This is a genomic window from Mesorhizobium sp. RCAM 05104 (assembly GCF_059683645.1).
In genome coordinates, this window is record NZ_CM185033.1 from 1,434,719 (window position 1) to 1,453,781 (window position 19,063).

At 64.0% G+C, this 19,063-nt stretch carries 13 protein-coding genes; 2 read left to right on the forward strand and 11 right to left on the reverse strand.

The window, feature by feature from the left end:
• Nucleotides 1-25 precede the first annotated feature (25 nt).
• The 10 genes from AC56QP_RS07415 to AC56QP_RS07460 form a co-directional block, all read right to left on the reverse strand.
• A complete protein-coding gene (locus tag AC56QP_RS07415) occupies nt 26-1,573 on the reverse strand; it encodes an ABC transporter substrate-binding protein (protein WP_489860300.1) in 1,548 nt (515 codons plus the stop codon).
• Nucleotides 1,574-1,589: 16 nt separating this feature from the next.
• Nucleotides 1,590-2,618: an oligopeptide/dipeptide ABC transporter ATP-binding protein gene (locus AC56QP_RS07420; RefSeq protein ID WP_489860299.1), complete on the reverse strand. Its 1,029-nt coding sequence runs from the start codon at nt 2,616-2,618 to the stop codon at nt 1,590-1,592.
• Nucleotides 2,615-3,580: an ABC transporter ATP-binding protein gene (locus tag AC56QP_RS07425; protein WP_489860298.1), complete on the reverse strand. Its 966-nt coding sequence runs from the start codon at nt 3,578-3,580 to the stop codon at nt 2,615-2,617. The genes AC56QP_RS07420 and AC56QP_RS07425 overlap by 4 nt, the downstream gene beginning before the upstream one ends.
• Nucleotides 3,577-4,464 carry an ABC transporter permease gene (locus AC56QP_RS07430; protein WP_489860297.1) on the reverse strand — a complete coding sequence of 296 codons (888 nt, stop codon included), beginning with the start codon at nt 4,462-4,464 and terminating at the stop codon, nt 3,577-3,579. Before AC56QP_RS07430 ends, AC56QP_RS07425 begins: the two co-directional genes overlap by 4 nt.
• On the reverse strand, nt 4,448-5,398 hold the full coding sequence (locus tag AC56QP_RS07435; protein ID WP_489860296.1) for an ABC transporter permease: 951 nt from the start codon (nt 5,396-5,398) through the stop codon (nt 4,448-4,450). Before AC56QP_RS07435 ends, AC56QP_RS07430 begins: the two co-directional genes overlap by 17 nt.
• A 13-nt stretch (nt 5,399-5,411) precedes the next feature.
• The gene (locus tag AC56QP_RS07440; RefSeq protein WP_489860295.1) at nt 5,412-7,421 is read right to left on the reverse strand and encodes a CocE/NonD family hydrolase; all 2,010 of its coding nucleotides are present in this window, start codon (nt 7,419-7,421) and stop codon (nt 5,412-5,414) included.
• Nucleotides 7,422-7,618: 197 nt separating this feature from the next.
• Nucleotides 7,619-10,759: an efflux RND transporter permease subunit gene (locus AC56QP_RS07445; RefSeq protein ID WP_489860294.1), complete on the reverse strand. Its 3,141-nt coding sequence runs from the start codon at nt 10,757-10,759 to the stop codon at nt 7,619-7,621.
• 198 nt (nt 10,760-10,957) lie between these two features.
• A complete protein-coding gene (locus AC56QP_RS07450) occupies nt 10,958-12,106 on the reverse strand; it encodes an efflux RND transporter periplasmic adaptor subunit (protein ID WP_489860293.1) in 1,149 nt (382 codons plus the stop codon).
• Nucleotides 12,107-12,161: 55 nt separating this feature from the next.
• The gene (locus AC56QP_RS07455; RefSeq protein ID WP_489860292.1) at nt 12,162-12,770 is read right to left on the reverse strand and encodes a TetR/AcrR family transcriptional regulator; all 609 of its coding nucleotides are present in this window, start codon (nt 12,768-12,770) and stop codon (nt 12,162-12,164) included.
• A gap of 188 nt (nt 12,771-12,958) precedes the next feature.
• Nucleotides 12,959-14,599 (reverse strand): acyl-CoA synthetase, encoded by a 1,641-nt coding sequence (locus AC56QP_RS07460; protein ID WP_489860291.1) that lies wholly within the window; start codon nt 14,597-14,599, stop codon nt 12,959-12,961.
• 197 nt (nt 14,600-14,796) lie between these two features.
• Between AC56QP_RS07460 and AC56QP_RS07465 the strand changes: the two genes are divergently transcribed.
• Together AC56QP_RS07465 and AC56QP_RS07470 are read left to right on the forward strand one after the other, a co-directional pair.
• Nucleotides 14,797-15,765: a sugar-binding transcriptional regulator gene (locus tag AC56QP_RS07465; protein WP_489860290.1), complete on the forward strand. Its 969-nt coding sequence runs from the start codon at nt 14,797-14,799 to the stop codon at nt 15,763-15,765.
• An 82-nt stretch (nt 15,766-15,847) separates the two neighbouring features.
• Nucleotides 15,848-17,902: a bifunctional aldolase/short-chain dehydrogenase gene (locus tag AC56QP_RS07470; RefSeq protein WP_489860289.1), complete on the forward strand. Its 2,055-nt coding sequence runs from the start codon at nt 15,848-15,850 to the stop codon at nt 17,900-17,902.
• A 67-nt stretch (nt 17,903-17,969) separates the two neighbouring features.
• Here the strand turns inward: AC56QP_RS07470 and AC56QP_RS07475 are convergent, their stop codons facing one another.
• Nucleotides 17,970-19,022: a substrate-binding domain-containing protein gene (locus AC56QP_RS07475; RefSeq protein ID WP_489860288.1), complete on the reverse strand. Its 1,053-nt coding sequence runs from the start codon at nt 19,020-19,022 to the stop codon at nt 17,970-17,972.
• Nucleotides 19,023-19,063 lie beyond the last annotated feature (41 nt).

The following is a 19,063-nucleotide window of genomic DNA, read 5'->3' on the forward strand; positions in this document are numbered from 1 at the left end:
GGCCGAACTGTCCACTTGCCGCCGGTCACACACTCTTCTTGAACAGCACCGGATTGGGGTGGCCATCGGGATAGATGACCGGCTCGAAATCCGTCTTGTGGATGACGACCAGCGGCTGGTGGCAGATGAAGACGAACCCGCCGGACTGCTCCATCAGATCCTCCATCCGGTTGGACAGCGCGATGCGCTTCGCCGGATCGCTTTCCGCCACCAACTGCTGATAGCTGGTCTCGAATTCAGCACTGTCGAAGCCGGACCAATTGTAGGCGCCGATCTGGTCGGGGCGGAACCAGACCAGGTTTTCGGACGGGTCGACGCCACCGGCGAAATCCATCAGCGCCAGATCGATGTTCTTGTAGCCGTCGCCTTGCGTCTTGTCGCCGACGCCCCAGAATGCGGCTTCGTCGTAAGGCTGGATCTCGACCTTGATGCCGGCCTGTTCGAGACTGGCCTGGATGATCTGCGCCGTCGCCGTGCGGATGGAATCGTTCATCACCGTCAGGGTCAGCGACAGACCGCTGACACCGGCTTCGGTGAGCAGTGCGGCGGACTTTTCATAGTCCGGTGCCGCGATCAGGTTGCTGGCGCGCGCGAATTTGGTGCCAGGCTGCACGACGCCGGTGGAGCGCTTGGTGAGATCGTCATAGACGCCGGTGAGGATCTGCCCGACATCGACACCGTATTGCACGGCCTGCCGCACCTTGAGGTCCTTGAGGCGTGGGCTCAGCATGTTGATGGTCAGCCAGACATAGCGAGTCGACTGCGCCTCGATCACCTTGGTGTTGGCGGGTGGGTTGGCCTTGACCGCCTTGGTCGCCGAAATGGCGATCTTTGTGTAGTCGAAGGCATCGGCTTCATAGGCAAGCTGCGCCGCCTGGTCGTCAGCGACGATGTAGATTTCGACCTTGCCGAAATCCGGCTTCGGGCCCGGCCAGTCAGGATTGGCGGTGAGCGTCACCTTCTGCTTTTGCTGCCAGTCGGAGAAGAGATAGGGGCCGCAGGTTGCCGGTGGCTCGGTGGTGAACTTTCCGCCGGCCTTTTCGGTGCCGGCGTGGCTGATGATGTGGCCGCCATAGTAAGGCAGGCTGGTGACGAAGATCGGCTGGTACGGGTCCTTGAGATGGATGATGCCCGATCTGGCATCGACCACTTCGACGCGGTCAAGTTTTTCGAACTGATAGGCCCAGGGCGACGACAGCTTCGGATCGGCGATGCGCTCGTAGGAGAATTTCACGTCCTCGGCGGTGACGGGACCAAAGCCCTTCGACCATTTCAGCCCGTCGATCAGCGTGAAGGCAATCGTCTTCGGATCCTTCAGCTCAAGCGTCTGCGCCCCCCACAGCGACCATGGCGAACCTTCCCGGAGATCACCGAGACGGTTCAGCGACACATAGATGCCGCGCATGATGACGTCCTCGATGCCGCCGATCATGAAGGCGGGGTCAAGCGTCTGCAAATCGCCTTCCATGCGGATGCGCAACGTGTCGCCATCGGCCGACCAGGCGAAACCCGGCTTCATCGCCAGGCCGGCGCCCAGCGCGCCAGCCACTTTCAGGAATGCACGTCTGTCCATGTTCCATCGTGTCATGTCAGTTTCCCCTTTGGTTTGCGGAAGCGCGTGAGAAGGCTTCCCGTTCTTGCCCGCCGGTCTCCAGCGGGAAATGGCAGCGCACCATCCGGTCGGCGCCCATCGGTCGATAGGCCGGTGCCTCGGTCTTGCAACGATCGCGCGCGATCGGGCAGCGCGTATGGAATTCGCAGCCCGAAGGCCGCCGGAAAACGCTCGGGATTTCGCCGGTGACGGCAGGATTTTGGCTGCGCCGGCGCGGGTCGGGCACCGGTTCGGACTGGATCAGCGTCGCGGTGTAGGGATGCATGGGCGCGGAGAACACATCCCGCGTCGGTCCGGTCTCGACAAGCCGGCCGAGATACATGATGGCCAGCCGGTCGCTGACATGGCGGATCATTGCCAGATTGTGGGTGACGATCATGGCGGCGAAACCGAGTTCACGTTTCAACTCGCCGATCAGGTTGAGCACGTCGCCCTGCACCGAGACATCGAGGCCGGCGGTCGGCTCATCGGCGAGCAGCAGATGCGGTTTCATCGCCAGCGCCCGGGCGACGCCGACGCGGCGCGCCTGCCCGCCGGACAGCTCATGCGGAAAGCGGTCGACGAACGAGGCCGGCAGCCCGACCAGCGCCAGCAGCGCCTTGGCGGGGGCGCGCCGGTCCGGCATCGGGATACCCTGGATGATCTGCGGCTCGGTCAGCAGTGTGCCGATACGCAGGCGTGGGCTGAGCGACGCCACCGGATCCTGGAACATCATCGCCGAGCGCCGGCGCATGGCGCGGAAGTCGGCTGGCGTTTGCACGTCCCTGCCCTCGAAGGTGATGCGGCCGGCAGCCGCGCGCACCAGCCCGAGAATGGTGCGGGCAAGCGTCGTCTTGCCGGAACCGGACTCGCCGACCAGACCCAGTGTCTCGCCGGGCATCAGCGACAACGTCACGCCGTCGATGACATTGAAGCTCGGCAACGGGAACGGGTTGATCAGGCGGCTGAGCAACCCGTTGCGGACGAAAGTCACCGACAGGTCCTCGACAGCGAGCAGCGGGGTCATGGCGTCACCGCATGGCAGCGCGCGACATGGGAGGCGGAGAGCTTCACCAGCGGCGGCGCGACGCTGCCGCATGGCGCAAAGGCACGGTCGCAGCGGGGTGCATAGACGCACCCGGATGGCGGCTGGGTGAGGTTAGGCGGCGTGCCGGGGATGGTTGGCAGCCGCTCCAGCCTTTCATGGAAGCGGGCCGGATCGCAGGCGAGCAGTGCCTGCGTGTAGGGATGCCTTGCATCGTGGAAGATCGCGTCGACCTCGCCGCCCTCGACCACCTCGCCGGCATACATGACATAGACCCGGTCGCAGAGCTCGGCGATGACGCCGAGATGGTGCGAGACGACGATGATGATGCCGTTATATTCGCGCCTCAGTTCGCGCAGCAGATGGATGATCTGCGCCTCCATGGTGACATCGAGGGCGGTCGTCGGCTCGTCGGCAATGAGCAGGCCGGGATCAGTCAGCAAGGCGGCGGCAATGGCCACGCGCTGGCGCATGCCGCCGGAGAGCTCGTGCGGATAGCAGTCCATCCGCCGTTCCGCATCCGCGATGCCGACGCGGCCAAGCATGGCGGCGATGCGGGATCGCTTTTGCGCGCGACCGAGATCCTTGCGGTGGTGCTGGAAGTCAACAAGCTGGTCACCTATGGTCAGCACCGGGTTGAACGCCGTCATCGGATCCTGGCTGACCAGCGCGATCTCGTCGCCGCGCAGCAGGCGTTGGCGATGGGCGTCAAGCTTTGCCAGGTCGACGCCGTTGTAGCTGATCGACCCATCGATGCGGGCATTGGCCGGCAACAGGTTTGCCAAAGCGGTGACCAGCGTTGACTTGCCACAGCCGCTCTCGCCGACGATGCCGATCACCTCGCCGGGATGCGCCTCGATATCGACATGGCGCAACGCGTGCACCGCGCCATGCGCCGTCTCGTAGCGGACGCTGAGATCGCTGGCGGCGAGCGAACCGCTCATGCCGGCCTCCGCACTTGCAGGCGCGGGTCGAGATAGTCGCGCAGGCCCTCGCCGAGGAAGGTGAAGCCGAGCGTTGCCAGCACCAGCGGCAGCCCGCCGAAGATGACCATGAACGGTGCCGAGCGGATGCTGGTGTAGCCGTCATAGAGGATAGAGCCCCAGGACGGCGTCGGCGGCCGCACGCCAAGGCCGAGGAAGCTCAAGCCCGCCTCCACCATGATGACGACCGGGATGTCCATCGACAGCAGGATGATCAGCGGGCCGACGACGTTGGGCAGAAGGTGGATGAAGATGATGCGCGCCGGGCTGGCGTCGAGCAGGCGCTCGGCAAGGATGTAGTCGCTGTTCTTCAGCGCCAGCGTCTGCGCTCGGATCAGCCTGGCATAGCTCGGAAAGGACGTCGCCGCGATGACGATGATCAGCGTGCCGGTGCCGGCCCCGAGCACGGTGATGATGGCGAGCGCGAACATGATCATCGGCAGAGAATTCAGACTGTCGAAACTCAGCACCAGGATGGCGTCGAGCCAGCGCGGCCCGTAGCCGGCGATCAGCCCGAGCATCAGGCCGATGGCGCCGGCTATGGCCACTGACACCATGGCGATGGTGAGTGCCGTACGCGCGCCATAGATGACGCGTGACAGGAGATCGCGGCCGAGGTGATCGGTGCCGAACCAGTGTTCGACCGACGGCGGCTGCAGCTTGTGCAGCACGTCGATCTTGACCGGCGAATAGGGCGCCAGCCATGGCGCGAAGACGGCGGTGATGAGGAAACCGGCGACCAGGACCAGGGCCACGCCGGTGAACGGATCGGCCAGCAGCGCGCGCAGCAGTGGCAACCGTTGTCGGTCCGGAACGGACAGCGAGGCGTCAGCCACGGAAGACATCGCGCACCCTCGGGTCGAGCCGCGCGATCAGGAGATCGGCGGCGATGGTGATGGAGACGTAGATGGCGGTCATGATCAGCACCGTGCCCATCACGACCGGATAGTTGCGGGTGTTGACGGCGTCGGTGATCAGCTTGCCGATGCCGGGCCGGGCGAACACCGCCTCGACGAAGACGGCGCTGGACAGGATGCTGCCGAGACCGACGGCGACCAGCGAGATGGTCGGGATGATGGCGATGCGCAACGCGTATTTGGAAACGATCTTCCACTCCGGCAGGCCGAAGGAGCGCGCGGTGCGAATGTGCGGTTCGCCCATCACCTCCATCATCGAGGCGCGCACCATGCGGGCAATGTAGCCGATCCAGCCGAGCGCGATGGCCGCCGCCGGCATGACCAGCGCCTTGGCCTGGCTGACGATGTCGCCGGCCTCGCCGGCGCCGATGGCCGGCAGCCAGCGCAGCGTGACGGCAAAGAGCAGCAGTGAATAAATGGCGACGACGAAGGATGGCACGGCGATGACGCCGACCGAAAGCACGCCGATGACGGCATCGGCAAGCGTGCCGCGCCGCATCACCGACAGGCAGCCGAGCGGAACGCCGATGAGAAGCGCGACCGCCAGCGCGGTCAGGCCGAGGATCAGCGTGTTCGGCAGCGCCTCCATGACGAGCGTGGAGACGGGCCGGTTCGACCAGACGTCGTAGCCGAGATTACCGGTCAGTGCGTTGCGGAAGAATTCGACGATCTGCCACCAGACCGGCTGGTCGAGCCCCATGCGCTCGATCAGCAGCCGCTTCAGTTCCGGCGTGGCGCGCGGACCGAGCGCCACGGTTGCCGGATCGCCGGGCACGAGGAAGACGGCCGCATACATGGCGACCATGACGAGGACGAGGATCAGGAGGCCGAGACCGATGCGCTTCACTGCATATGCAAGCATGGTCTCCCTCTCTTCAGGCGAAATCGCGCCTGATGCGCCGCGTTGCCGAGGCGCTGTGGACGAGCCTGCCCCGTTCTCGGGCCTCGAGCCGCCAACTCAGGTTGAAATGCGTTTCATCCGATGTCAGCTCGGTGACCGCCATGGCCTCGGTATCGGCATCGCCGCTGGCAATCGCCCAGCGGTATTCGGTGACGAGCCTGGCGGACAGCGGATCGTCGGCGCGAATGCTCATCGTGTCGCTGTTGGCCGAGGAGACGGTGATGGCGCGATCGTCGTAGCGCCTGCGGCCATGGTCGGAACTCAGCGCGATGGTCTGCATGCCGCTGCCGACATCGTCGGTGACGATGCGGCGATCGAAACCGTCATCCAGGGTCGTTGTCGGCACCGGCGGCGCGGTTTCGGCAGGCTCGAAGCGGACGTCGCGATCGCGCGGCGACGGCGGGCGCACGGGAAGCATCACCGTGCTGTCACCGCTGGCAACCGACAGCGTTGACAGTTTCGGCTGCGGCCACAGGATCGGCCAGTGCTGGTTGGCCAGCGCCAGCCGGATGCGATGGCCCTTCGGCACGGTACGGGCGAGATCGTTGAGCTTCAGCCGCACGCGGAACGGCGTTCCGACCGGACAGGGCGTCGGGTGCTCATGGCTGTCGCGGTGGCTGAGGTTGAGCACGCCATAGGTCATCAGCGCCGAAGTGCCATCGGGATAGACGTCGCAGAGGCGGGCGGCAAGATTGACATATGGTTGGTCGACGGCAACGACCAGATCCAGTTCGGGCGCGCCGAGCAAGGTCAGGTCGCCGTCAAGCGGCAAAGTATCGAAGCAGAGCGCCAGGCCGTCCTCGCGGCGCTGGTCGATGGCCATGTCCGGGCAGGAGCCGCCATAGCCGCCCCAGCGGCCACAGTCACGGCCGGCGCTGGCCGGCGAGCATACCGAAAGCGTGGCACCCGGCGCGGCTTCGCCGCTCAATCCGGCGGCATTCAGGTGGAAGGCGCGGCGTTCGATGCGCGGCGACGGCCAGTGGTCCTCGGCGGCCCAGCTGCCGGCATGATCGGGGAGATAAAAAGGCTGCGGTCGTTCCTCACCGGTGATCCAGACGCGGTACAGCGGCTCACCCATGATGCCGGTGTCTTCGCCGCACAGCCAATGGCGCCACCAGCGCAGCGCCTCCTGCAGATAGCCGATCAGCGGCCCCGGCGCACCGCGACAGGGATAGGCATGCGACCACGGCCCGACGATGCCAAGCTTGGGTCCGGGCAGATGTTCGAGTAGGCGCGGCACGAAATTGGAATAGCTGTCTTCCCAGCCGCAGACGGCCATGACCGCGCATTCAACCGCCGCATGGTCTTCGCAAACAGAACCCTGCCGCCAGTAGTCGTCACGGCGCTGGTGCGCGAGCCAGATTTCCGACAGCGAGCTTGTCGCCTCAAGACGGCCGAGCCACATGGCGCGCCAGGCGTCGCCGACGATCTGCGGATCGGGAGCCATCGCCTTCTTCACCAGCATGAAGTTCGACCACATCTCCTGCTCGGTGAGCAGCGCGCCGCCCATATAGTGAATGTCGTCGGCGTAGCGGTCGTCGGTGGCGCAATTGGTGATGATGGCCTTCAAGGCCGGCGGCCGGCGCGCCGCAACCTGTAGCGCGTTGAAGCCGCCCCAGGAAATGCCGGTCATGCCGACATTGCCGTTGCACCAGGATTGCGCGGCCAAATGGGCAATGATCTCGCAGGCGTCTTGCTGCTCGCGGGGCAAGTACTCGTCGGCCAGATCGCCATCGGAATCGCCTGAGCCGCGAATGTCTATGCGGGCGCAGGCAATGCCGTGACCGGCGAGCCAGGGATGGATGTCGATGTCACGCACCACGGTGCCATCGCGGCGGCGATAGGGCACCATTTCGACGACGACAGGCACCCTGGCGTCAGTGAGCGGGCGCCACAAAGTGGCGGCGATGCGGGTGCCGTCAGCCAGCGTGATCCAGAGCGGATCGACGGTTTCGACGGCAAAGGGGAACTCGGTTCGTACCACGGCAGGTACTCGTTAAATCGCCTTGTTGAACGTTCGTACAACAAGGCGATTTAACGCGCAATCCCGCTTCGCGCTTTTTGGCGCCGAATACCGCTTGCAGCCAGCGTCGGTCGGTCGGGCCGGTGAGAGACCGGGTCATGAATCAGTGGAAAAGACCCAAGTTTGCGGGCCGGACGGCATCGTCCGACCCGCGCTATTTATTCGGCGGCCAACGCCAGTTGCGGCCGTTCGGCAGGCAACTCTGGTTCAGGCGTCTGTTCGGCATCCACCGCCTTCTTGGGCTCCCGCCCAAAGAACAGGGCGTAGCCAGCCGGCAGCACCAGGATGGTCAGCACGGTGGCAACGAGGATGCCGCCCATCATGGCATAGGCGAGCGGACCCCAAAAGACAGCGCGCGAAATCGGGATCAGCGCCAGCACCGCCGTCATCGCCGTCAGCACGATCGGCCGGAAACGGCGGACGGCCGAGCCGATGATCGCTTCGGATCGTTCCATGCCTCTGGCGATGTCCTGGTCGATCTGGTCGACCAGGATGATCGAATTGCGCATGATGATGCCCAGCAGCGCGATGACGCCGAGAATGGCGACGAAGCCGAACGGCGCGCCACTGATCAGCAGTGCGGCGGCCGCACCGATGATGCCGAGCGGACCGGTGGCCAGCACCAGCATCGCCTTGCCGAAATTCTGCAGCTGTATCATCAGGAGCACGACGATGATGGCGAGCATGACCGGCGCCTTGGCTGCGATCGACGCCTGGCTTTCCGCCGAATCCTCGGCTCCGCCCTGGATCTCGATCTTGTAGCCGGGCGCCAGGCCATCGCGCAGGCCCTGCATGTCCTTGTACATCTTGGTGACGACGTCGTTCGACTGCACGCCGTCGGGCAGCGTCGCCCGCACACTGATGGTCGGCAAGCGGTCACGGCGCCATTCAATGCCTTGCTCCAGCACCGGCACCACCTTGGCCACCTGCGACAGCGGCACGAAGCCGCCGAAATCGGTCGGGATATAGACGGAGTCGACCGAGGACAGGAGGCTGCGGCTGGCATCCGGCTCGCGGGCAACGATGGAGACCGTCTCCTCGCCGTCACGGAAGTCGTCGAGCGGCGCGCCCGACATTGCTGTCTGCAGCATCTGGCGGATGCGCTGCGAGGTGACGCCGAGCGCACGGGCGCGATCCTGGTCGATGACCAGCTTCATCGCCGGAACCGGCTCCAGCCAGTCGTCATGCACGGCGCCGAGCAGCGGATCCTCGCGGAACTTCGCCTTCACCTGATCGGCGATGCGGCGTACCTCCTGGCGATCCGGACCCATGACGCGCATCTGCACCGGCCAGCCGGTCGGCGGCCCGAGGAACAGGCGGTCGACCTTGGCGCGGATCGAGGGGAAATCCTCGGCCAGGACGGCGCGCAGCTTGACGATCAGCCTTTCGCGCGCCGGCTCGTCATTGGCCATGACCAGCATCTGGGCAAAGTTCGGATTGCGCAGCTGCTGATCGAGCGGCAGGAAGAAGCGCGGCGCGCCTTCGCCGATATAGGTGGCGATGAAGCGCTTGTCCTTGTCGTCCATCATCTTGGCCTCAAGCGCCTTGGCCTGCACCTCGACCTCCTTGATGCTGGTGCCTTCCGGCAGCCAGAGATCGACGAGGATTTCAGGCCGCGACGATTGCGGGAAGAAGTTCTGCGGAATGAACTGGAACGCCCACAGGCTGGTGCCGAAGGTCACCAGCGTCATCACCAGAACGATGATGCGATGGCGCACCGCCCAGCCGACCGTGGCGCGAAGCCTGCGATAGAAGCGCGTGTCGAAGACGTCATGGTGGCTGCCGGCATGCTTGCGCTGCTTGAGGATCATGTTGCCGAGCCATGGCGTGAAATAGACCGCCACGAACCAGGACACGACCAGCGCGATGCCGACGACGTAGAACAAGGTGCGCACATATTCGCCGGCCGTCGAAGCGGCGAAGCCGACAGGGATGAAGCCGGCGGTGGTGATCAGCGTGCCGGTCAGCATCGGGAAGGCGGTCGAGGAATAGGCAAAGCTTGCCGCCTCGATCTTGACCAGCCCTTCCTCGAGTTTGCGCTCCATCATCTCGACGACGATCATGGCGTCGTCGACAAGCAGGCCGAGCGCAATGATCAATGCGCCGAGCGAGATACGCTGCAGGTCGATGCCGAGCTCGTACATGATGGCGAAGGTGGCGGCCAGAACCAGCGGAATGGCGATGGCGATGACCAGGCCCGAGCGCCAGCCGATCGACAGGAACGAAACGACAAGCACGATCAGCAGCGCCTCGCCGAGCGCATGCATGAATTCGGCCACCGCATCCGTGACAACTCCCGGCTGGTCGGAAATCTGGTCGACCGAAACGCCATAGGGCAACGTCTCTTCGAAGCGCTTGTAGGTCGCCTCGACGTCCTTGCCGACATCGGTGACCTTGAAGCCCTTGGCCATGACGACACCAAGCTGCACGCTGTCATGACCGTTGAAGCGGTATTTGCGCTGGAAGGGATCTTCCAGCCCTGAGGTCACGGTGGCGATATCGCCCAGCCGGGTGACCTGACCGCCGGCGCGCAAGCGCAGATTGCGGATGTCCTCGACCTTGCTGACGTCGCCCTCGACCGAGATGCGCACCGAGTTGATGCCGGTATCGACGGAGCCGGCCGGGTCGACATTGTTCTGTCCCTTGATCGCGTTCTGCAGATCGACAAGCGTCAGGCCGCGTTCGGCGAGCGCCTTGGACGAAACGTCGATGTAGAGCTTTTCCGGCTGGTCGCCGATGATCACTGCCTTCTCGACGCCTGGCGTCGTCAGCAGCATGTCACGCGCCTGGATGGCGAATTTCTTCAACTCGGGATAGCTGAAGCCGTCACCGCTGATCGAATGCAGGGTGATGAAGGTGTCGCCGAACTCATCGTTGAAATAGGGGCCGAGCAGGCCTTGCGGCAGATCGCCAGCGATATCGCCGACCTTCTTGCGCACCTGGTAGAAGGCATCCTTCACCTCTTCGGCGTTGGTGTCGCCCTTGATCTGAACCGTGATGATGGCGCTGCCGGCGCGGGTGAAGGAGCGCACGAAGTCGAGATGCGGCGTCTCCTGCAACTTGCGTTCGATCTTGTTGACGACCTGATCTTCCATCTCCTGGATCGAGGAGCCCGGCCAGATCGCCTGGACGACCATCACCCGGAAGGTGAAGTCGGGATCTTCCTTCTGGCCCATGCGCATAAGGCCGAGCGCGCCAGAAATGATGATCAGGCCAAACAGGAACCGCGCAATGGCGGGATGGCCTATCGCCCAGCGTGACAGGTTGAAGGGCCGCTTCTCGTCCGTAGAATTGGTCATGATGGTGGTCCATCTGTTTAGCAACAAGGTCGAGGTTCTGTAGTGGCTTCCGGGCGGCAAGGCTCTCCGAGCGGAGAAACACTCATCGCGGTGGGACGCGAAAATCGATGTGGGGGTTACATCAACCGAGCGTCTCGGATCGGGCGCCTGCCGCCCGGAAACCAGCGGCTGCGGGAACGCGCAGCCGGTTGTCTGTCGTCAGCGCAACTGCTTGGTGTCGCCGCCATCGCCTGCCGCGGAGGCGGACTGCAGCACCGTGTCGGCAGCGAGTTTCACTTTCAGGTTCTCGGTCATGAACTGCGTGCCGGCCGCGACCACGACATCACCAGGCTTCAGACCTTCGGCGACACGCACGCCATCGGCGGCGAACTTGGCGACCTTGACCGGGCGGGCATGAACAGTGTCGGCGCCACGATCGACGGTCCAGACGATCGACTGGCTGCCTTGCTCGGCCAGAGCGCTCAGCGGGATCGACACGAGTTGCCGCTCATTGGCCGCCGAGGCTTCAATGTTGGCGGTCATGCCGAGAAGCACGCGTGGGTCGTTGGGCAGGCTGACGCGGACGGCAAAGGTGCGCGACTGCGGGTCGGCGCTGCCGGCGACTTCGCGAACCTTGCCATCAAGCGCCAGCGCGTCATCGGACCAGAAACCAGCCTTGACGACCTTGCCGGGCTTGAATTCGGCGATTTCCATTTCCGGCACGGCGATCAGCACTTCCTTTTCGCCGTCGACGGCGACGGTGACCACCGGCGTGCCGGAGCCAACCACCTGGCCGACATCGGCGTTGACGGCAGTGACGATGCCGTCCCTGTCGGCCTTGAGTTCGGTGTAACCGACCTGGTTCTTGGCCTGGTCAAGCGAGGAGCGGGCGGAATCGCGGGTGGCGACGGCCTGATCATAGGTCAGCGTTGCCTGTTCAAGCTGCGATTTCGGCGCAAAGTTCTTGGCAAACAGCTGCTCGGCGCGCTTGCGCGCAAACTCGACGGTCTCGACCTGCCGCTCGGCGGCATCAAGCGCCGCCTGCGCACTCTTGACCGAAAGGTCGTAGTCGGAAGCATCGACGCGAGCGAGCACATCGCCGGGCGCCACATGCTGACCGATGTCGACAAGACGCTCGGTGATCTTGCCGTTGACCCGGAAAGCCAGAGCGCTTTCGGTGCGGGCCCGCACCGAGCCGGAATAGGAGAGCGTGCGGGTGTCATGCGCCTGGGCGATTTCGACGACCTTGACCGGGCGGATGATGTCCTTGACTTCGGCTTTTTCCTGCGAGCAGCCGGCAAGCCCGAGCGCCGCGACGATCAGTCCGGCAACTGGCAGCTTGCGAAGGATGGAAGTGGGCAAAGACATCTTGGTACTCCTGACTGGAGATGAACGGTTCGACACCGGCACCCGCGTGCGGCGGCTATTTCTTCAAGGCCTTGATCGCATAATCGATGAGGTCGTCGGGCATCGCCCGGTTGGTCTTGGCGAGGCACTGCGCCACCATCTGCGGATGGCACAGGATAACCGTGGCGGCGCCGAAGCAGCGTGACGCGATCGCCGGATCCTGTTCCCTGAACTCACCGGCCTCGATGCCATCGCGGATAACCTCCGCGAACAGGTCGTGGATGCTGTCGACGTGCTTGTCGATGACGCCCCAGTCCCGCTCGAGCGCGACGATGACCATCTCGTGGACCTTCTGCTCGTCAAGCATGACCTCCAGCGTCATTTTGTACTGCGCATGCACGTAGCGGCGCAGCCGCTCCTCGGCGCTAATCGGCAGGCGGGAAATCTCGTAGGCCATCTTGTAGCTGGCGCCGAGCATCCGGCCGCAGACGGCCTGGTGGATTTCGACCTTGGAGGCGAAGAAACGGTAGATGTTGGCCGGCGACATGCCAAGTTCGCGCGCGATGTCGGCGACATTGGTCTTGCCGTAGCCATAGTGCCGGAACAGGCGTTCGGCGCAGTCGAGTATGCGCGTCACATTTTCCTGTCGGGCGGCGTCGGCGACTATGGTGGCGGCTTCGGACATGGCCTTCTGCTTATTTACGAGTGACGAATTTCAATTTTCGTCACTCGTAAATCGAAACAGGCGCCCTGTCAATGCGATTTCGCCGTACCTGTACGATTGGTGACAGCTGGTGACATCCAACAGACGTCACGGAGCGGCCCGAGGATGCGAGCCGCTGAAAATATTCTTGAAAGAAGCTGTCGGAGCCGTCAGGCGACCTTGGCCATTTCCCGCAGCCGGAACTTCTGGATTTTGCCGGTCGAGGTCTTCGGGATTTCAGCGAAGATCACCGCCTTTGGCACCTTGAAGCGAGCGAGCAGCGCACGACAGTGCTCGATGATCTCGGCCTCGGTCGCGGTCTTGCCGGGCTTCAGTTCGACATAGGCTATGGGCACCTCGCCCCATTTGTCATCGGGCCTGGCGACGACGCCACAAGAGGCAACGGAAGGGTGCTTGTAGAGCGCGTCCTCGACCTCGATCGACGAAATGTTCTCGCCTCCGGAAATGATGATGTCCTTGGAGCGGTCCTTGAGCTGGATGTAGCCGTCGGGATGCATGACGCCGAGATCGCCGGAGTGGAACCAGCCGCCGGCAAAGGCTTCGTCGCTCGCCTTGCGGTTCTTCAGGTAGCCCTTCATGACGATGTTGCCGCGGAACATGACCTCGCCAATGGTCTCGCCATCCGCCGGCGTTACCTGCATCGTCTCGGGGTCCATGACGGTCAGGCCCTCGAGAGCGGCGTAGCGCACGCCCTGTCGTGCTTTCTTGGCGCTGCGCTCTCCCTTTTCGAGATCGTCCCAGGCGTCATGCCATTCGTTGACCACCGCCGGGCCATAGGTCTCGGTCAGCCCGTAGAGGTGGGTGACGGCAAAGCCGGCATCGGCCATGCCGGACAGCACGGCTTCCGGCGGCGGTGCCGCGGCCGTGTTGAAGGTGACGGTCTGCGGAAACTCGCGCTTGTCTTCGTCCTTCGCATTGATCAGCACCGACATGACGACCGGTGCGCCGCACAGATGCGTGACGCCGTGATCGGCGATGGCGTCGTAGATCGGCTTCGGCCGCACCCAGCGCAGGCAGACATGAGTGCCGGCCTGAATGGCGAGCGTCCATGGAAAGCACCAGCCATTGCAATGGAACATCGGCAGCGTCCACAGATAGACCGCATGCTTGGCCATGCCGGCATGGATGGTGTTGGTGTAGGCCATCAGGGCCGCGCCGCGATGGTGGTAGACGACGCCCTTCGGATTGCCTGTGGTACCGGAGGTGTAGTTGAGCGAAATGGCGTCCCATTCATCGTCGGGCATCGACCATGCAAAGTCCTCGTCGCCTTCAGCGACAAACGCCTCATAGTCGAATGTGCCGATGCGCTGGCCCTTCGGATAGGGCGCGTCGGCGGCGTATTCGGGGTCGTCATAGTCGATGACCAGCGGCTTGACCTTGGCCAGATCCAGCGCTTGTCCGACGATACCAGAAAACTCGCGGTCGACGATCAGCACCTTGGTTTCGGCGTGGTCGAGCTGGAAGGCGATGACCGCTGCGTCGAGGCGGGTGTTGAGCGAATGGAGCACCGCCTTGGTCATTGGCACGCCGAAATGCGCCTCCAGCATCGGCGGCGTGTTGGACAACATGACGCTGACCGTATCGCCCTTGCCGATGCCGCGCTTCGATAGCGCCGAGGCAAGCTTCAGCGACCGGCGCCAGAACGTGCGATAGTCCATGCGCTGGCGGCCATGGATGATGGCGATATGGTCCGGATAGGTCTTTGCCGCGCGCTCCAGGTAGGTGAGCGGCGTCAGCGGCTGGTGATTGGCCGCGTTCTTGTCGAGATCCTGCTCATAAGGCTTGCCCATCCCGCCTCCCCTTAGCTTCCTGGTCGGAGACTTCTAATCACAGGCTCCGGGCCACGTCACCATCCTTGTAGGCGAAGCCTGTCACACACCACGGCCAGCTTCGCCTTGATCCCGATCAACAAGAGAAAGACGTTTACACTCTCGCGCAAGTTTGACTTTTGTCGAAGGCCGTGAATAATGTCAGCGGAGGAGATGGCATGGCGATCCGACCAGCAGAGCAGCTGATTCACAAGGCCGCGTGGCTGTATTACGCGCATGGCCTGCGGCAGGATCAGGTTGCGAGCCAGCTTAACATCTCCCGTGCCTCGGTCGCCATGTATCTGCGCAAGGCGCGCGAGACTGGCATCGTCAACATCTCGACCTCGACCCAGCTTTTCACCGACGATGTGCTGGCGCGCAAGCTCGAGGATGCGTTGAAGCTCGATGTCGTCTGGATCGCGCCCGAGAACGACCACATCGCCGACCCCTCGACGGAAATCGCCGTGCTGGCGGCGAGCGTGTTTCTCGAACTGGTCAAGAAGGGCGACCGCATCGGCGTTGCCTGGGGCCGCACCGTCTACACGATCGCCGACATCATGTCCTATGCCGATCTGCAGGACGTCACGGTGGTGCAGCTCTGCGGCAATCTCGGAGCGCCCTATTCCTACCGGCCCGACCAGTGCACGATGGAGATCGCGCGGCGGCTCAATGCCAAGGGCCTCAATTTCTACGCGCCGCTGGTGCTGTCGACGGAGGAGCTGGCGCGCGCGCTGCGCGCCGAGCCGGTGATCCGTGAGCAATTGTCGGGGATTGGCGAATGCGATCTGGCGCTGTACTCGGTCGGGGCGGTCGATGCCGACAGCCATCTGGTCAAATGCGGCGCGCTCACTCCTGACGAAATGGCTACGCTACGCAAGCAAGGTGCCGCCGGTGTCATTGCCGGACAGATCATCGACGCCGACGGCAAGGTGCTCGATTGCAGCTACAACCGCCGGGTGATCTCGGCCGAGCTCTCCTCGCTGCGCGCCATCGACCGGCGCCTGATGGTCGTGCAGGAGGACAGCAAGTTCGAACCGCTTCTCGCGGCGATCGCAGGCGGACTTTGCACGCATCTGGTGGTCGGCGCACGCATGGCGCAGCGGCTGCTGGATCATGCCGGAGCCGCGGCCAGCGAAAAGGCATCCTAGCAAGACCACCCTCGCCGCGCTGTCATCAAGGCGTCGCGGCTTTCCTGTTCACCAGCAAGAAGACGGAATCGGACGAAGCGAAATGAAGAACCTTTGGAATGACGGCGACGCGGAAAAGATGGTTGCCGACTATGCCGGGAAAGGCGTTGGCGGCGACCTGGCGCTGCGCGTCTACACGACGCGCCTGCTGGGCGGCGAGCCGCGACTCGTGCTGCATGGCGGCGGCAACACCTCCTGCAAGACCAAGGCAACCGACCTCCTCGGCGATGAATGGGATGTGTTGTGCGTCAAGGGCAGCGGCTGGGACATGGCCGTCATCGAGCCGCAGGGGCTGCCGGCGGTGAAGATGGGCGCGCTGCTCAAGGCGCGCAAGCTCAACAAGCTCTCCGACGAGGACATGGTCGCCCTGCAGCGGGCGAACCTCATCGACCCATCCTCGCCCAATCCCTCGGTCGAGACGCTGCTGCATGCCTTCCTGCCGCACAAATTCGTCGACCACACCCATTCGACCGCCATCCTCGCCATCGTCGACCAGGAAGACAGCAAGCCGCTGGTGAAGACGGTGTTCGGCGACAAGATGGGTTACGTGCCCTACATCATGCCCGGCTTCGACCTCGCCAAGGCGGCGGCCGACGTCTTCGACGCCGACCCGACGGTCGAGGGCCTGATCCTGGACAAGCATGGCATCTTCACGTTCGGCGACGATGCCAGGCAAGCCTATGACCGGATGATCCACTATGTGAATGTCGCCGAGGACTATGTCGCCAAGCACGCCAAGCCGAAGGCGGCAAAGGCGACGCTGCCGGCAAAGCTCGCCACACCGGCAGCCATCGCGCCGATGCTGCGCGGCGCTGTCGCGGTGGCGCGTGGCGAAGGCCGCTTCGACCGCATGATCAGCGACTTCCGCACCTCGGACGCCATCGTCGATTTCATCAACTCGGCCGCGATCGCCGATTATGCCCGACGCGGCGTGTCGACGCCCGACCTGTCGATCCGCATCAAGACCGGACCGATGGCGGTGCCGGCGCCCGATGCCGACAAGATCGGCGACTACAAGGCCGTGATCAAGAGCCATGTTGACGCCTTCGCCAAGGACTATCGCGTTTATTTCGAAACCAACGATGCGCTCGACGACGTCAAGCGCACCATGCTCGACCCGATGCCGCGGCTGACGCTGGTGCCGGGGCTCGGCATGTTCGGCCACGGCCGCACGCTGAAGGATGCGAAGATCGCTTCCGATGTCGGCGAGATGTGGATCGAGGCGGTGCGCGGCGCCGAGGCCGTCGGCCGGTTCCATCCGCTGTCCAAGGCTGACCTCTTCCCGCTCGAATACTGGTCGCTGGAGCAGGCGAAGCTTGCCTCCAACAAGCCGAAGCCGCTGACCGGCCAGGTGGTGCTGATCACCGGCGGCGCCGGCGCGATCGGCGCGGCGACGGCCAAGCTGTTCGCCGACAATGGCGCCCATGCCGTCGTCGTCGATCTCGATGCCGAAAAGGCCGCTGACGCTGCAAAGAAGGCCGGCAACAACTCGATCGGCGTCGCTGCCGACATTACCGATCCCGCACAGGTGCGAGCCGCCTTCGACAGGGCGGTTGCCGTGTTCGGTGGCGTCGACATCCTGGTGTCCAATGCCGGGGCTGCCTGGGAGGGCCGGATCGGTGAGCTCGACGACGCGCTTCTGCGCAAGAGCTTCGAGCTCAACTTCTTCGCCCACCAGTCGGTGGCGCAGAATGCCGTGCGCATCATGCTCGAACAGGGAACCGGCGGCGTGCTTTTGTTCAACACCTCCAAGCAGGCGGTCAACCCTGGCCCCAAGTTCGGCGCCTACGGCGTGCCGAAGGCGGCGACGCTGTTCTTGTCCCGGCAATACGCGCTCGACTATGGCGCCCACGGCATCCGTTCGAACGCCGTCAACGCCGATCGCATCCGCTCGGGGCTTTTGACCGACGCCATGATCGCCAGCCGTTCGGGCGCGCGCGGCGTGTCGGAGAAGGACTACATGTCCGGCAATCTGCTTGGCCAGGAAGTGACGGCGCAGGACGTGGCGCAGGCCTTCCTGCATCATGCGCTGGCCGAACGGACCACCGCCGATGTGACGACGGTCGACGGCGGCAACATCGCGGCGGCGCTGCGGTAGGCATTTCCAACCAACAACAAAAAGGGCGGCTCGCGGGCCGCCCTTTTCGTTTGTGCGATGACGATACTTACTTCGCGTTCGGGTTCGGCATCCAAGCCGGCATGGCGACATCGGCATGGGCGAACTGCGGCAGCTTGGCCGACAGGTCCTCCATGTTCTTGATGTCCTTGTCGATCAGCTCCTTCTGGGTGATCAGCGTCGGCGGCACGATGACGTTGTGGCCGGGGTCTTCACCGGCGAGCAGTTGCGCCAGCGCGCGCACCGAGACCTGGCCGACCACGGCCGGGTTGGTGGCGGCGGTCGCTGCCCAGGCGCTGTCGGGCTCGCGCATCGCGGCAATGTCGGACGTCGAAATATCGGCCGAATAGATCTTGATGCCCTTGTTCAGGCCGGCTTCGTCGACGGCGATCTTCACGCCCTTGGCAAATTCGTCATAGGGGGCGAACATCACCTTGATGTCGGGGTGGGCCGACAGCACCGAACGTGCCTGGTTGGCGACGGAGTTAGCGATCGGATTGTCGAGCGTGCCGAACATCGCGACTTCCTTGATGCCCGAGTATTTCTTTTTCACATCGACCCAGGTCTCGTTGCGGCGGTCGAGCGGCGCGATGCCGGCAACATAGACATAGCCGGCGTTCCAGCTGTCGCCATTGTCCTTGACCGCCTGTTCGAGCGCCAGGCGCGCAAGGTCGCGGTCGGACTGCTCGATCTGCGGGATCTTGGGGTTTTCGACATTGACGTCGAAAGCAACCACCTTGATGCCGGCATCGACCGCGCGCTGGGCGGCGTCCTTCATCGATTCCGTCAGGCCGTGCTGGATGATGATGCCCTGCACGCCGAGTGCGATGGCCTGATCGACCATGTCGGATTGAAGGGCGGCATCCTGGCGGCTGTCGAGGACGCGCAGATCAATACCGAGCGCTTTCGACTGTGCCTCGACGCCCGAAAGATAGGCCTGGAAGAAATCACCGGTCGACAGATAGCGCACCAGCGCGATCTTGACGCCGGGCTTGTCGAACGGCGCCGGCTTGTCCGCCGCCAGTGCCGGGAACTGCATCAGCATGGTTGCGCCGGCCAGCCCGAGCGCGACCTTCCCTAGAAGTCTTCTTGTGATGTTCACCTTGTTTTCCTCCACTCTTGTTGAACCAAAAATCCTGCCCA